Annotated in this window: 14 protein-coding genes; 7 read left to right on the plus strand and 7 right to left on the minus strand. The window is 67.6% G+C overall.

Going from position 1 to position 14305, the window contains the following annotated elements; genetic code table 11:
- Positions 1-142: 142 nt before the first annotated feature.
- Positions 143-358, minus strand: a complete 216-nt coding sequence (locus tag ASF00_RS03760; RefSeq protein WP_055874264.1) for a DUF1272 domain-containing protein — start codon at positions 356-358, stop codon at positions 143-145.
- Positions 358-1698: a phosphoglucosamine mutase gene (gene glmM, locus ASF00_RS03765; protein WP_055874267.1), complete on the minus strand. Its 1341-nt coding sequence runs from the start codon at positions 1696-1698 to the stop codon at positions 358-360. The genes ASF00_RS03760 and glmM overlap by 1 nt, the downstream gene beginning before the upstream one ends.
- A 68-nt stretch (positions 1699-1766) precedes the next feature.
- Here glmM and ASF00_RS03770 point away from each other — a divergent pair, with 68 nt between their 5' ends.
- The gene (locus ASF00_RS03770) at positions 1767-3029 is read left to right on the plus strand and encodes a dicarboxylate/amino acid:cation symporter (protein ID WP_055874269.1); all 1263 of its coding nucleotides are present in this window, start codon (positions 1767-1769) and stop codon (positions 3027-3029) included.
- A complete protein-coding gene (locus tag ASF00_RS03775; protein ID WP_055874272.1) occupies positions 3004-3996 on the plus strand; it encodes an aldo/keto reductase in 993 nt (330 codons plus the stop codon). Before ASF00_RS03770 ends, ASF00_RS03775 begins: the two co-directional genes overlap by 26 nt.
- Positions 3997-4162: 166 nt before the next feature.
- Here the strand turns inward: ASF00_RS03775 and ASF00_RS03780 are convergent, their stop codons facing one another.
- Positions 4163-5956 carry a peptide MFS transporter gene (locus ASF00_RS03780; RefSeq protein ID WP_055874275.1) on the minus strand — a complete coding sequence of 598 codons (1794 nt, stop codon included), beginning with the start codon at positions 5954-5956 and terminating at the stop codon, positions 4163-4165.
- 118 nt (positions 5957-6074) lie between these two features.
- On the opposite strand from ASF00_RS03780, the gene ASF00_RS03785 reads away from it, so the two are divergent.
- Positions 6075-6650 (plus strand): nitroreductase family protein, encoded by a 576-nt coding sequence (locus tag ASF00_RS03785; protein WP_055874278.1) that lies wholly within the window; start codon positions 6075-6077, stop codon positions 6648-6650.
- Positions 6651-6688: 38 nt separating this feature from the next.
- Positions 6689-7045, plus strand: coding sequence for a GntR family transcriptional regulator (locus tag ASF00_RS03790; protein ID WP_055874281.1), 357 nt, complete (start codon positions 6689-6691; stop codon positions 7043-7045).
- Positions 7046-7256: 211 nt separating this feature from the next.
- Here ASF00_RS03790 and ASF00_RS03795 read toward each other — a convergent pair whose 3' ends face one another.
- Together ASF00_RS03795 and ASF00_RS03800 are read right to left on the minus strand one after the other, a co-directional pair.
- A complete protein-coding gene (locus ASF00_RS03795; protein WP_055874283.1) occupies positions 7257-8075 on the minus strand; it encodes an arylamine N-acetyltransferase family protein in 819 nt (272 codons plus the stop codon).
- A 269-nt stretch (positions 8076-8344) separates the two neighbouring features.
- Positions 8345-10057 (minus strand): acyl-CoA dehydrogenase, encoded by a 1713-nt coding sequence (locus ASF00_RS03800; RefSeq protein WP_055874286.1) that lies wholly within the window; start codon positions 10055-10057, stop codon positions 8345-8347.
- Between the two features lie 46 nt (positions 10058-10103).
- On the opposite strand from ASF00_RS03800, the gene ASF00_RS03805 reads away from it, so the two are divergent.
- On the plus strand, positions 10104-11108 hold the full coding sequence (locus ASF00_RS03805; RefSeq protein WP_055874290.1) for an L-threonylcarbamoyladenylate synthase: 1005 nt from the start codon (positions 10104-10106) through the stop codon (positions 11106-11108).
- 90 nt (positions 11109-11198) lie between these two features.
- Here ASF00_RS03805 and msrA read toward each other — a convergent pair whose 3' ends face one another.
- Positions 11199-11741, minus strand: a complete 543-nt coding sequence (msrA, locus tag ASF00_RS03810; protein WP_055874293.1) for a peptide-methionine (S)-S-oxide reductase MsrA — start codon at positions 11739-11741, stop codon at positions 11199-11201.
- A 59-nt stretch (positions 11742-11800) separates the two neighbouring features.
- Here msrA and galE point away from each other — a divergent pair, with 59 nt between their 5' ends.
- Together galE and ASF00_RS03820 are read left to right on the plus strand one after the other, a co-directional pair.
- Positions 11801-12814 carry a UDP-glucose 4-epimerase GalE gene (gene galE / locus ASF00_RS03815; protein ID WP_055874296.1) on the plus strand — a complete coding sequence of 338 codons (1014 nt, stop codon included), beginning with the start codon at positions 11801-11803 and terminating at the stop codon, positions 12812-12814.
- A complete protein-coding gene (locus ASF00_RS03820) occupies positions 12811-13644 on the plus strand; it encodes an HpcH/HpaI aldolase/citrate lyase family protein (protein WP_055875373.1) in 834 nt (277 codons plus the stop codon). The genes galE and ASF00_RS03820 overlap by 4 nt, the downstream gene beginning before the upstream one ends.
- On the opposite strand, the gene ASF00_RS03825 is transcribed toward ASF00_RS03820, so the two are convergent.
- Positions 13624-14301 (minus strand): phosphatase PAP2 family protein, encoded by a 678-nt coding sequence (locus ASF00_RS03825; RefSeq protein ID WP_235525595.1) that lies wholly within the window; start codon positions 14299-14301, stop codon positions 13624-13626. The genes ASF00_RS03820 and ASF00_RS03825 overlap by 21 nt on opposite strands.
- Positions 14302-14305 lie beyond the last annotated feature (4 nt).

A 14305-nucleotide genomic window follows, 5' to 3' on the forward strand; every position in this document is an offset into this window, starting at 1 on the left:
TGCCCTGCCCCACCACCCCGGCGGAGGCCGGGGCCCAACCGGGAAACGCTGCTAACGGAGGGTAGCGGTCCGTTACCTGGACCTTTCCAATTGGGCCCCGGCCTTCGCCGGGGTGGTAGAAGAGTCTGGTTGCGGGAGGACCCTAGTGCCGCCTGCCCGCGGCGGGCTTCTGCGGGGGCGCTTCGCCGAGCCGCGTCGGGCGGTCGAGCAGTTCGCCGCCGCAGTTGGGGCAACGCTCGTCGAGCGCGTCGGCGCATTCCGCGCAGAAGGTGCATTCGAACGAGCAGATGAACGCGCCAGGTGCGTCCGCGGGGAGGTCCGCGGCGCAGCGTTCGCAGGCGGGGCGCATCTCGAGCATCAGGCGGCCGCCTTGCGCACGGCGTCGCAGATCCGGTCGACGACGCGCTCGACCTGGCCGAGATCGTCGCCCTCGGCCATCACGCGGATCACGGGTTCGGTACCCGACGGACGGATGACGAGCCGGCCCTTACCCGCGAGTTCGGCCTCGGCCTGCACGATCACCGCCTTCACCGACTCGTCGTCGAGCGGCTTGCCGCCGCCGAACCGGACGTTCTTGAGCAACTGCGGCAAGGGCTCGAACCGGTGCAGCACTTCGCCGGCCGGCGCGCCCGAGCGCTTGACCTCGGCGAGGATCTGGAGCGCGGCGACGAGGCCGTCGCCGGTCGTCGCATAATCCGACAGGATGATGTGGCCCGACTGCTCGCCGCCGACATTATAGCCGCTCGACCGCATCTTCTCGAGCACGTGGCGGTCGCCGACCTTGGTGCGCACCAGCCCCAGGCCCTGTGCCGCCAGATGCCGTTCGAGCCCGAGGTTCGACATGACCGTCGCGACCAGCCCGCCGCCGGCAAGCCGCCCCTGCCGCGCCCAGCTGGCCGCGATCGTCGCCATCAGCTGGTCGCCGTCGACGATCGTGCCGGTTTCGTCGACCACGATCAGCCGGTCCGCGTCGCCGTCGAGCGCGATGCCGATGTCCGCGCCGCTCGCGACCACCGTCTCGGCGAGCGTCTGCGGCGCGGTCGAGCCGACGCCGTCGTTGATGTTGGTGCCGTTGGGCGACACGCCGATCGCGACGACGTCTGCGCCGAGTTCCCACAAGGCGGACGGCGCGACCTTGTACGCGGCGCCGTTCGCGCAATCGATCACGATCCGCATGCCGTCGAGGCGGAGATTTTCGGGGAAGGTCGACTTGGCGAAATGGATGTAGCGGCCCTGTGCGTCCTCGATCCGGCGCGCGCGGCCGATCTGGTCGGAGGTCACGAGCGGCACGTCGCCGTCGATCAGCGCCTCGATCGCGGCCTCGGCCTCGTCGGACAGTTTGTAGCCGTCGGGGCCGAACAGCTTGATGCCGTTGTCCGCATAGGGATTGTGGCTGGCGGAGATCATCACGCCGATATCCGCGCGCATCGACTGAGTGAGCATCGCGACCGCAGGCGTCGGCATCGGCCCGACCATGACGACGTCCATACCGACGCTGGTAAAGCCTGCGACGAGCGCGGATTCGAGCATATAGCCCGACAGACGCGTGTCCTTCCCGATCACGACGCGGTGCCGGTGGTTGCCGCGCTGGAAATAGGCGCCCGCTGCCATCCCGACCTTCATCGCCATCTGCGCCGTCATCGGCGAGACGTTGGTGGCGCCACGAATGCCATCGGTGCCGAAATATTTCCTTGCCATCGCTTGTACTTTCCGTCCGGTATCGGGTTCGCCATCGCTGATAGCGCGATGCAACACGAAGGGCGAGCATGTCGCAGGCAACACGGATATTGATCGCCCTGGTTGGTGGTATCGCGATCGGCATCGTCGCCGCCGCGCTGGCGCCGACGCAGGCGATCGCGGTGACCGCGGTGACGCAGCCGATCGGGTCGGCGTGGTTGCACGGGTTGCAGATGGTCATCGTGCCGCTGATCGTCTCGCTGCTGGTCACCGGGATCGGTGCGACCGCGGAAGCCGCGCGCGCCGGGCGGATCACGGTGCGCGCGCTGGCGATGATGGTCGCGATCCTGTGGGCGGTGACGATCATGTCCGCGCTGGTGACGCCGCTGCTGCTCGAGGCGTGGCCACTGCCGGCTGGCCTCGCGACCGCGCTGCGCACCGCGCTGACGACCAGCGCGCCGGTCGGGACGGTGCCGGGGATCGGTGCGTTCTTCGATACGATCGTGCCGACCAACGTCGTGGCGGCCGCGGCGGGCGATGCGTTCCTGCCGCTGACGGTGTTCGCGCTGGCGTTCGCGTTCGCGGTCACGCAGCTGCCCGAGGCGCAGCGCAGCATCCTGACCGGGTTCTTCCAGGCGGTGGTCGACGCGCTGCTGATCGTGATCGGCTGGGTGCTGAAGCTCGCGCCGATCGGGATCTTCGCGCTGGCGTATGGCGTTGGCGCGCGGACCGGGACGGCCGCGTTCGGTGCGCTGGTGCATTACATCGTCTGCGTCTCGGCGATCGGCGTGGTCGTGCTGATCGCGGCGTATCCGGTCGGGATGATCGGTGGGCGGGTGCGGTTCGCCGCCTTTGCGCGCGCGGTCGCGCCGGCGCAGGCGGTGGCGATCAGCACGCAGTCGTCGCTCGCGTCGCTGCCGGCGATGCTGAAGGGATCGGTCGAGCTGGGTGCTTCGCCTGCCACGGCGGGGATCGTGCTGCCGCTTGCGGTCGCGGTCTTTCGCGCGACCAGCCCGGCGATGAATCTGGCGGTGGCGCTGTACGTCGCGCATCTCGTCGGGGTGCCGATCGGGCCGGGGCAGCTCGCGGCGGGAATCGCCACCGCGGCGATCACGACGATGGGATCGGTGTCGTTGCCGGGGACGGTCAGCTTCATCGCCTCGGTCGCGCCGGTGGCGATCGCGATGGGCGTGCCGATCGAGGCTTTGGGGCTGTTCATCGCGGTCGAGACGGTTCCCGACCTATTTCGCACCGTCGGCAACGTGACGATGGATACCGCCGTCACCATCTCCGTTTCAGCGCGCAGTGACGCCAAGGAGATTCCGCATGAAATATCGCACGCTCGGCCCTGATTTCGAGGTTTCCGCGCTGGGTCTCGGCTGCATGCCGATGGCCGGCATCGGCAAGGGCATGTACGGCGAGGCGAACGCCGACGAGAGCATCGCGACGATCCACCGCGCGATCGAGCTGGGCGTGACGCTGTTCGATACCGCCGAAATCTACGGCCCGCTGATCAACGAGGAACTGCTCGGCACGGCGATCCGCGGCAAGCGCGACGGCGTCGTGATCGCGACCAAGTTCGGCTTTCGGTACGATGACAAGGGCATGACCGGGGTCGACAGCACCCCCGCCAATGTGCGGCGTGCGTGCGAGGGATCGCTGAAGCGGCTGGGGGTCGAGACGATCGACCTGCTGTACCAGCACCGCGTCGATCCGGGCGTGCCGATCGAGGATACGGTGGGCGCGATGGCGGAGCTCGTCCGCGAGGGCAAGGTGCGGCATCTCGGGCTGTCGGAGGCCGGGCTCGATACGATCCGGCGCGCGGCGGCGACGCATCCGATCGCGGCGTTGCAGAGCGAATATTCGTTGTGGGAGCGCGGGGTGGAGGACGAGATCCTGCCGCTGTGTCGCAAACTGGGGATCGGGTTCGTGCCCTATTCGCCGCTGGGGCGCGGGTTCCTGACCGGGCAGATCACCGCACGGTCGGATTTGCCCGAGGGCGATTATCGGCGCAACGATCCGCGCTATTCGGACAAGAATTTCGCCACGAACATGGAGATGGTCGCGGTGGTGAAGGGAATCGCGGACGCGCATGGCGCGAGCCCGGCGCAGGTCGCGCTCGCGTGGTTGCTCGCGCAGGGCGACGATATCGTGCCGATTCCGGGGTCGAAGCGCCGTGTTACGCTGGACGACAGCATGAAGGCGACGGACGTTGCACTGACCGCGGATGATCTGGCGAAGCTGGATGCGGCGGCGCCAAAGGGTGGGACAGCCGGGCCGCGGTACGGCGAGAAGGCGCTGTCGATGACGCGGATCTGACCGCGTCCGCCTATTCGCGATACCTGCACCATCCTCCCCCGCCAGGGGGAGGTGTCGTCGAAGGCGACGGAGGGGGCGGACACGGAACAAGCGTTTCGCGTACCGCCCCCTCCGTCAGGCTGCGCCTGCCACCTCCCCCTGGCGGGGGAGGATTGAAGAGCAGGCCTTACTGGACGCCGTGCATCCACTTCTTGATCAGCGGCGAAATCAGCAGCAGCAGCACGCCGATCCCGGCCGAGACCAGCCCGATCGTCCAGAACACGCCCGCATAGGTGTCGAGGCTGACCTTCAAATTGGTCACCTGCCCGCCGACCGTCTCGACGCTCGCGACCTGCGCGACGATGCCCGCGACATATTGCGCGACCGAGATCGACAGGAACCACACGCCCATCATCAGCCCGACCACGCGCGCGATCGACAGCTTGGTGATCATGCTGAGCCCGACCGGCGAGATGCAGAGCTCGGCGAACGAGTGGATGAAGTAGAGCCCCGCCAGCCACCAGATCGCGACCTTGAACGTCGGCCCGACCATGCTCGCGCCCCAGACGAGGAACAGGAAGCCGACGCCGACGCCGATCAGCGCGATGCCGAACTTGACCGGGATCGACGGCTCGATGCCGCGGGCGGCCAGCTTGGTCCACAGGATCGACATCACCGGCGCAAGCGCGACGATGAAGAACGCGTTGAAGAACTGAGTCTGCCCGGCCGAGATGCTGAACAGCCCGAACACGCTGAGATCGGTGTTGCGATCCGCAAACAGGGTCAGCGACGAGCCGGCCTGCTCGAACAGCGTCCAGAACACGACGTTGAACACGATCAGCACCATCGCCGCGAGCATCATCTGGAACTCGCGCCGCTCGCCATTGACGAACGACCAGATCAGGATGCCGGGCACCGCGATCAGGAACGTGCCGAACAGCAATTTGCCCATCAGCGACAGCGAGGCGATGTAGCCGACGATCCCGGAACCCGGCACCGGCGGCTCGGCATTCATCAGGTTGACGAACAGCAGGTAGAAGATCGGGATGCCGAGCAGCGCGAGCGCATAGATGCCGAGCGCGCGGTCGGGGCCGCTGCGCACCGGCGGCTCGCCATATCCGTTCAACTTGCCGCCATCGAACTGGATCAGCGTCCACGAGAACAGCATGCCGATCGCCGCCAGACCGAAGCCGGCCCACCAGCCGAACGCGACCGCGAGGAACGGGCAGAGCAGCTGCGAGAACAGCGAGCCGAGGTTGATCCCCATGTAGAAGATCGTGAACCCGGCATCGCGGCGCTTGTCGCCCTGCGCGTAAAGCTCGCCGACCATGGTCGAGATGTTGGGCTTGAAGAAGCCGTTGCCGACCGAGATCATGCACAGAGCGAGCAGCATGATCGTGACGTAGAAGCTGTTGCGTTCCGCGCCGGATTCGAAGCCGCCCTTTTCGACCGTCCGCGCGGTCGATCCGTCGGCCGCGAGCAGCGAGACGGTGCCGTCGTCATTGCCCTTGATCTTCAGCTTGTTCGCGCCGTCGACGAGGTAGCGGACCTCGCTGTCGGCCTGTTCGACCACCTGGATCTCGTAGCGCTGGTTGGCGATGGTCGCATAGGGCTTGGCGGTCTCGCCGCCGAAGCACAGCAGCAGATAGCCCATCGCCATGATGATCGCGCCGAACTTCACCGCGCGCTTCGAGCCGAGATACTGGTCGGCGAGATAGCCGCCGACCAGCGGCGTCAGATACACCAGCGCGGTGTAGCCGCCGTACAGGCCGGTCGCCTCGCGATCGCCGAACACGAAATGCTTGGTGAGATACAGCGTGAGCAGCGCGCGCATGCCGTAATAGCCGAACCGCTCCCACATCTCGGTGGTGAACAGCCGCGCGAGCTGCCGTGGGTGCCCGAACCAGGTTTCCCCGGCGGCCGGATTGATATGGGTGATATCCGGCTCTCGCGGGGTATCCGCGGTCGGGGTGTCCACCATGCTTACGCTCCCTAATACTCGTTCTGGCCGCCGTCGGTCGCGGCGTCGTTATGTGCGCGCAACTTAACGACAAAGCCCGGACTGTAAATATCGCAGGGCAAAGCCTATCTCCCATGCCATGCTCAACGATCGTTCCACGCCGCTGTCGCTGCTCGCCACCCGCCGCTCGGGCAAGCCGCGCGACCTGATTGCGCCCGGCCCCGATTCCTATCAGCTGGCGACGATCCTCGAGATCGCGGCACGGACGCCCGATCATGGCAAGCTGGCGCCGTGGCGGTTCGTCGTGGTCGGCGACGACCACCGCAAGGCGCTGTCGACGCTGATCACCGACGCGTACCTCGCCGAGCGTCCCGACGCGTCGCGGCTTGAGCTGGAGTCGCTCGACCAGTTCGCGCACCAGGCGCCGACGCTGGTCGTCGTCCTGTCGTCGCCCAAGGAGAGCAAGATTCCGCTGTGGGAGCAGGAATTGTCGGCGGGCGCGGCGTGCATGAACCTGCTGCACGCGGTCCATGCCGAGGGGTTCGCGGGCGGCTGGCTGACCGGCTGGGCGGCGTTCTCGGATGCGGTGCGCGATGCGTTCGGTTCGCCGTCGGAGCGGATCGCGGGCTTCATGTTCATCGGCACGCCGTCGCGTGCGCTCGACGAACGGCCCCGCCCGGATATGGCACGGTTGGTAAGCCATTGGGGATCCTAAGGACTCGACTATTCGCCCGATTGCTGTATTAGAACAGCATGACAGCGCTCAGCAGCGACGACAGCCCCGTATATATCCGTCTCCGCAGCACGATCGCCGCCGGGATTCTCCGAGGTGACTATCGCGCGGGGGACCAGTTGCCGTCGGTCCGCGCGTTTGCCGCCGAGCAGGGCGCGAACCCGCTGACGGTCGCCAAGGCGTATCAGAGCTTTCAGGATGACGGTTATGTCGAGGTCCGCCGCGGCGTCGGGATGTTCGTGATGCCGGGCGCGGCAGAGGCGTTGCGGATCGCCGAGCGCGAGAATTTCGTGACGACGCAGTGGCCGCGGATCCTTGGGCATATCGAGTTGCTCGGGCTGAACGCGCGCGACCTGCTGGAACGCGAGCGGGTCTGAACGCGCGCGAGCCGTTCGCCTGTGACCCAAATCCGTTCGTCCTAAATAGTCATCGAGCAGGCGCGACGCGGCGTATCGAGCGGACGTATCGAAGGACAGGTCGGCGCACGGAACCCATGCTTCGATACGCGCCCTCGATACGCTGCTGACGCAGCTACTCGGTCGCTACTCAGCACGAACGGAAGTTAGGTTGGAAGCCCCTTCCGGGCCTTCAGAACAGCCCTAGCGCGGCGACATCCTCGACGCTCAGGTCGATCCCGAACAACAGGCTCATGCGGATCCGGTACACGCGCGGATCGGTGATCTCGCCGACCGTCGTGTCGGTGCCCGACCGACGACGATAGTTGCGGCCGATCAGCGACGCGAAGCCATTGGGCAGGACGACGCTGGCGATCGGGGTGTGGGTGAAGCGGCTGGACGGCGCGGTCGACGTCCAGTGGTTGGACAGCGCGAGATCCGCGTCGAACACCGGCGCGAGCGTGAAGCTGTATTGCGGTTGAAACCCGTCGCCTGTCCCGCGCCCATCGGTGGTCATGTGATCGCCGTCGCGCAGCAGCATCCAGCCGCTGTCGGTCGCTTCCAGCCGGAAGCGGGCGCCATCGGGCGCGGTTGCCTCGGCGCCGTCCGCCAGCGGGAGGACCGGCGTGTAGCTGCCGCCGAAACCGGTATCGGCGATCCAGTCCTGCCCTTCGATCGTGACGAGCGCGAAGGTGTGGGTCTGCGGTGGCGGTACGTCGGTCGCCGCGTACCAGACGCGCGCGAGCAGCGGGCGGGCGGTGAAGCCGAGCTCGGCGAGCGCGTCGAGGAACAGGCGGTTATGCTCGAAACAATAGCCGCCGCGGCGCGCGGTGACGAGCTTGGCGAACACCGATGCGCTGTCGATCGCGATGCCGCGGCCGAGCACGACGTCGAGATCCTCGAACGGGATTGCGAGGCGATGCGCGTGCTGGAGGCGGCCTAGACCGATCGAGTCGAGCGTCGGCCGCGCGGGCATGGCGACACGGGTGAGATAGGCGTCGAGGTCGAACATCTGGTTTTCTGTATCCCTTTTCCCGCCCCCCTTACCGTTCGTGCCGAGCGAAGTCGAAGAACGTGCGTGTGGGACCTGCCCTTCGACTTCGCTCAGGGCGAACGGACGGTGGGGAGGATCGAACGGGGGTAGAAGGCAATGTACGAGGGCGGGCCCCTACCCCACCCTGTCATCCTGGGCTCGACCAAGGATCCAGAGCCACGGACGCCGGTGCACGGGGCTCTAGATCCTGACTTTCGTCAGGATGACGGGGCTTGATTATGCCCCGCTCAGGCCGCGAACAGGTCCGCTTCGATCGCGTACAGCACCGCCGCGCTGGCGTTGGCTGCCGCATTCAGCCCCATCGCCTCGGGGACGATCTGGTCGAGGTAGAAGCGCACCGCCGCGGTCTTCATCCGGCCGAAATCGTCGGTGCCGGCAACGCCGCCCTGCCGCTCCATGAGCCAGCCGCAAGTCGCTACCGACAGCATCGTCAGGAACGGATAGCTCGCCGCCAGCTTGTCGTCGGCGTCCGCGGTCGCGAGACGGCGGCCGATCGCGTCGCACGCGTCGACCAGCGCGAGCAGCCGCTCGTCCTTCGACTCGGCGCGGATGTCGGCGATCAGCGCGGCGAACGCGCCGCCATTGTCGAGGCCGAGCTTGCGCCCAACCAGATCGGCCGCCTGGATGCCATTGGTGCCTTCGTAGATCGGCGTGATGCGCGCATCGCGGAAATACTGCGCGGCGCCGGTTTCCTCGACATAGCCCATGCCGCCATGCACCTGGATGCCGAGCGAGGCGACCTCGTTGCCCAGATCGGTGCCGTGCGCCTTGGCGAGCGGGGTGACGAGTTCGAGCCGGTTGCGCGCGGCGTGATCGCCCATGTTGGCGCGATCGACCTGCCCCGCCGCGTAGTAGACCAGCGCACGCGCCGCCTGGGTCTGCGCCTTCATCCGCATCAGCATGCGGCGGACGTCGGGATGCTCGACGATCTTGACCGACTCCTTGTTCGGCGAGCCCGCGCGCGCCGATTGGACACGGTCGAGCGCATAGGCGACCGCGCCCTGCGTCGCGCCCTCGGCGACCTGGACGCCCTGCAGCCCGACGTTGAGGCGCGCATTGTTCATCATCGTGAACATCGCGCGGATACCGCCCAGCTCCGCGCCGATCAGCTCGCCGATGCAGTCGTCATGGTCGCCGAAGCTCAGCACGCAGGTGGGGGACGCATGGAGCCCCATCTTGTGCTCGATCGAGACGACGCGGACGTCGTTGAAGTCGCCCGGTGTGCCGTCGTCCTTGAGGCGGTATTTCGGCACGAGGAACAGCGAGATGCCCTTGGTCCCGGCGGGGGCACCCGGCGTCCGTGCGAGGACGAGGTGGACGATGTTCGGCGCCATGTCGTGGTCGCCGAACGAGATGTAGATCTTGGTGCCCTTGATCGACCACTTGCCGTCACCGAGCGGCGTCGCGGTCGCGCGGAGGGCGCCGACGTCGGAGCCCGCCTGCGGTTCGGTCAGGTTCATCGTGCCGGTCCATTCGCCGGTCGCGAGGTGCGGTAGGTAGAGCGCCTGCTGTTCGGGGCTGCCGTGGTGCTGGAGCGCCTCGATCGCGCCGACGGTCAGCGTCGGGCAGAGCGCGAAGCCCATGTTCGCCGAGCCCAATGTGTCGAGCACCGCGGTCTGGATCGCGAAGGGGAGGCCCTGCCCGCCCCATTCCTCCTCGACGCCGATCGTACCCCAGCCGCCTTCGACATAATCCTTGTACGCCTGTGCGAAGCCGTCGGGCATGACGACGCCGTCGGGGGTCCATTTCGCGCCGACGGTGTCGCCGGTGCGGTTGAGCGGCGCCCATTCGCCGGCGGCGAGCTGGCCGACGCCTTCGAGGACCGCGTCGACGACGTCGTCGCTGGCGGCGGCATAGCGTTCGGTCTCGGCGAGTTCGCCGATCCGTACGACATGGTCGAGCACGAAACGCTGTTCGGTGGTTGCTGGAGTGAAGGCCATCGCATCCTCTTATCGCTACGGTTTGGACCCGCTATACGCCTGTGGAATGACCCGTCCACACCCTCGGATTTTACCCTACGGCACGGCCGCGATCGCCGAAGCCGCCGCGCTGATTCGCGACGGCGGACTCGTCGCGGTGCCGACCGAGACGGTGTACGGGCTCGCCGCGGACGCGACGAATGCCGAGGCAGTGGCGCGGATCTATGCCGCCAAGGGGCGCCCGAGTTTCAATCCTTTGATCGTGCATGTCGCCGATCTGGCGGCCGCGGAGCGGATCGCGGTGTTCGATACGGACGCGCGCGCGCTCGCCGCGGCGTTCTGGCCGGGGCCGCTGACGCTGGTGCTGCCGGTGCGCAGCGGTTCGGGGATCGCGGCGCTGGTGACCGCGGGGTTGGAGACGATCGCGATCCGGGTGCCGCGGCACCGGGCGATGCAGGAGGTGATTGCCGCTTCGGGGCGGCCGTTGGCGGCGCCTTCGGCCAATGCGAGCGGGGGGATTTCGCCGACGATGGCAGCGCATGTCGCGACGAGTTTGGGGGGCAACGTTCCGCTGATTCTCGACGACGGTGCGACCGAGGCGGGGCTTGAATCGACGATCGTCGCGGGGCGGACGGTGCTGCGGCCCGGGCCGGTGACGGCGGAAGCGCTGCTAATGCACCTCCCAGACGAAGGCCGGGGCCCAATTGGCACGTCGGATGTAACGGAACGCGGCGCACATCATAGCCGCCCCCCAATTGGGCCCCGGCCTTCGCAGGGGGGAAATACAGTCACCGCGCCGGGGCAGCTCGAAAGCCACTACGCGCCGATCAAGACGCTTCGGTTGCATGCAATCGATGCGGAACCCGGCGAGTGGCTGATCGGGTTTGGCGACGTGGCCGGCGACGTATCGCTCTCCGCATCGGGAAACCTGGTCGAAGCCGCCGCGAAGCTGTTCGATCTGCTGCACGCCGCCGACGCGAACGGCAGTGCGACGATCGCCATCGCACCGATCCCTGCGCACGGCATCGGCGAAGCGATCAACGATCGCCTGCGCCGTGCCGCGCATCGCTGACTCCTGTTGCACCGCGGAGGCGGGGGCCCAGAAGTCAGGTTGTAGTCCGGTATTGGGCCGTCCCCCCGCGTCCGCGGGGGAACGGCTATCTTACGCGTTCACCGCCGCCTTCGACCGTGCCGCGAAGCTCTTGCGCAGCTTCTGCAGCTTGGGCGGGATCACCGCCATGCAATAGGGGTTCGAGCGGCCCGAGGTTTCCCAGTAATCCTGGTGATAGCCCTCGGCCTCGTACCACGTATCCATCGGCTCGATCGTCGTGACGATCGGCTTGGGCGAGTCAGCCTGCGCGCGCTCGAGGGCCGCCTGCATCTCGGTCTTCTGTGCGTCGTCCGCCGGGAACATCGCCGAGCGATATTGCGTGCCGACGTCGTTGCCCTGCCGGTTCAGCGTCGTCGCGTCGTGCGTCGCGAAGAAGATGTCGAGCAGGTCGCCAAGCTTCAGTTGCTCGGGATCGAAGCCGATCCGGATCGCCTCGGCATGACCGGTGTCGCCGCCGCAGACCTGCTTGTAGGTCGGATTGGGCACGTGCCCGCCAATATAGCCGCTCTCGACGCTCTCGACGCCGATCACGTCCTTGAACACAGCCTCGGTGCACCAGAAGCACCCGCCGGCCAGCGTTACATAATCCGTCATCACGATCTCCTTTCTCCCAAGATAGGAAGTCGCTACCGCGCAACAAAGAGGAGATGCGTATGATCGATGGTCCAAAGCTCGACGGCAAGGTTATGGTTACCGGCGGCGCCGGCTATATCGGCAGCCACGCGGTGCTGGCGCTGCTCGACGCGGGATATGAGGTCGTTGTGGTCGACAATCTGGTCACCGGGTTCGACTGGGCGGTCGATCCGCGCGCTACGCTGGTCGAGGCGAACGTCGCCGACGACGCGACGGTGCGCGCGGCGATCCGGACGCACGGCGTTCGCGCGATCATGCATTTCGCCGGCTCGGTGGTGGTCCCCGAATCGGTCAGCGATCCGCTCAAATATTACCGCAACAACACCGCCGCCAGCCGCGCGCTGATCGAGAGCGCGGTGGTCGAGCATGTCCCCCACTTCATCTTCTCGTCGACCGCCGCGACCTATGGCACGCCCGAGAAGGTGCCGGTCGCGGAAGGCGATCCGACAGTGCCGATCAACCCGTACGGCATGTCGAAGCTGATGACCGAGGCGATGCTGCGCGACGTCGCCGCGGCGCATCCGATGAACTATGCGGCGTTGCGCTACTTCAACGTCGCGGGCGCGGATCCGCAGGGGCGCAGCGGCCAGTCGACGGTCGGTGCGACTCACCTGATCAAGATCGCGGTCGAGGCGGCCACCGGTAAGCGAAGCCATGTCGGCGTCTACGGCACTGACTTCTCCACCCCCGACGGCACCGGCGTGCGCGACTATATCCACGTCACCGACCTTGCCGCCGCGCATGTCGCCGCACTGGAAGTCCTGGTCGCCGAGCCTGGCAAGAGCCACACGCTCAACGCCGGCTACGGCAAGGGATTTTCGGTGCTCGACGTGCTCGATGCGGTCGACAAGGTCACCAACCGGACGATCGAGCGGCGGTTCGAAGGGCGGCGCGCGGGCGATCCGGCGATGCTGATCTCGGACAATCGCGCGATCCTGGAACGGCTCGACTGGACGCCACGTCACGCCGATCTCGACGGGATCGTCCGCGACGCGCTGGCGTGGGAGCGCGCGCTGGCCGAGAAGGGCCGGTGAGACTGCGCTCGCTGCTGTTCGTGCCGGGCGACCGGCCCGAGCGGATGGTCAAGGCGCGCGGCCTGGGGGCGGACGCGCTGATCCTCGATCTGGAGGATTCGGTCGCGCCCGCGGGCAAGGCCGCGGCACGCGCGCATGTCGCCGCGGCCCTCGCCGAACCGCGGACGGTGCCGCTGTTCGTGCGGATCAATCCGCTCGATTCGGGGCTGGCGGACGACGACCTTGCGGCGGTGCTTGCAGGCAAGCCGGATGGCATCGTGCTGCCCAAGGCGGAAGGCGCGGCCAGCCTAGCCGCGCTCGACGCCAGGCTGAGCGGCGACACCGTGATCCTGCCGATCGCGACCGAAACGCCTGCGGCGATCTTCATGCTCGGGAGCTATGGCGGCGTCACCGACCGGCTCGTCGGGTTGACCTGGGGCGCAGAGGATCTGCCCGCCGCGATCGGCGCGGCGACCTCGCGTGAGGCGGACGGATCGTACACCGCGCCGTATCAGCTCGCGCGGTCGCTTACGCTGTTCGGCGCGCATGCCGCGAGGGTGGCGGCGATCGAGACCGTCTATCCCGATTTCCGCGATCTCGACGGGCTTGCCGCCTATGCCGCGCGGGGGCGGCGCGACGGCTTCACGGGCATGATGGCGATCCACCCGAGCCAGGTCGCGGTGATCAACGCCGCGTTCACGCCGTCGGCCGAAGATCGCGCCAAGGCTCAGGCGATCGTCGACCTGTTCGCCGCAAATCCGGGCGCGGGCGCGCTGCAGATCGAGGGCAGGATGGTCGACGCGCCGCATCTGAAGGCGGCGAAGGCCGTGCTAGCGCTCGCCGCCGATTGAGGTGCGCACGCGCGCGGTCGCCAGCCACCAGGCGAGCGCCCACAGCGTGCCGAAGCTCCACCCGGCCAGCACGTCGCTCGGCCAGTGCACGCCAAGATACACGCGGCTGCAGCCGATCGCGCCGACCAGCAGGATCGCGACGACGAGCATGTACGCGCGAGTCGCGCGATCCTGCGTCACCTGCGAGGCGAGACCGGCGAGCGTCAGGTAGACGATCGCGCTGTTCGCCGAATGCCCGCTCGGGAAGCTCATATGCGTGACGGTGACGAGGTGCGTGACGATGTCGGGACGCGGACGCGCGACGTGCAGCTTGACCAGCTCGACGACGACGTTGCCGGTGATGCTCGACGCGACGATCGCGAGCGCGGTCAGCCAGAGCCGCTGGACGAGCAAAAGGCCCGCGACGATCACCACCACGATCGTCAGGACGATGCCACCGCCGAGCGCGGTGACGTCGGACGCGACCTTGGGCAGCCATGACGGCCCCCCCCAGGCGCGCAAGCCGAGGATGATCGACCGGTCGAACGCGAACGGCCAGTGATCGACCGCGAGACCGACGAGCAGGATGAGGATGATGCCGACCGCCGCGACCGACGCTCCTGCGAAAACCCTGGGCAGGTGGCGCCTTTCGCGATGCGGCGGAAGCGCGGCGATCACGGCC

This window comes from Sphingomonas sp. Leaf34, assembly GCF_001421805.1.
GTDB lineage: Bacteria > Pseudomonadota > Alphaproteobacteria > Sphingomonadales > Sphingomonadaceae > Sphingomonas.

Bases quoted from the DNA above. Each gene is read 5' to 3' on its own strand.
- ASF00_RS03760 (WP_055874264.1), bottom strand. From the start codon at position 358: ATGCTCGAGATGCGCCCCGCCTGCGAACGCTGCGCCGCGGACCTCCCC.
- glmM (WP_055874267.1), bottom strand. From the start codon at position 1,698: ATGGCAAGGAAATATTTCGGCACCGATGGCATTCGTGGCGCCACCAAC.
- ASF00_RS03770 (WP_055874269.1), top strand. From the start codon at position 1,767: ATGTCGCAGGCAACACGGATATTGATCGCCCTGGTTGGTGGTATCGCG.
- ASF00_RS03775 (WP_055874272.1), top strand. From the start codon at position 3,004: ATGAAATATCGCACGCTCGGCCCTGATTTCGAGGTTTCCGCGCTGGGT.
- ASF00_RS03780 (WP_055874275.1), bottom strand. From the start codon at position 5,956: ATGGTGGACACCCCGACCGCGGATACCCCGCGAGAGCCGGATATCACC.
- ASF00_RS03785 (WP_055874278.1), top strand. From the start codon at position 6,075: ATGCTCAACGATCGTTCCACGCCGCTGTCGCTGCTCGCCACCCGCCGC.
- ASF00_RS03790 (WP_055874281.1), top strand. From the start codon at position 6,689: ATGACAGCGCTCAGCAGCGACGACAGCCCCGTATATATCCGTCTCCGC.
- ASF00_RS03795 (WP_055874283.1), bottom strand. From the start codon at position 8,075: ATGTTCGACCTCGACGCCTATCTCACCCGTGTCGCCATGCCCGCGCGG.
- ASF00_RS03800 (WP_055874286.1), bottom strand. From the start codon at position 10,057: ATGGCCTTCACTCCAGCAACCACCGAACAGCGTTTCGTGCTCGACCAT.
- ASF00_RS03805 (WP_055874290.1), top strand. From the start codon at position 10,104: ATGACCCGTCCACACCCTCGGATTTTACCCTACGGCACGGCCGCGATC.
- msrA (WP_055874293.1), bottom strand. From the start codon at position 11,741: ATGACGGATTATGTAACGCTGGCCGGCGGGTGCTTCTGGTGCACCGAG.
- galE (WP_055874296.1), top strand. From the start codon at position 11,801: ATGATCGATGGTCCAAAGCTCGACGGCAAGGTTATGGTTACCGGCGGC.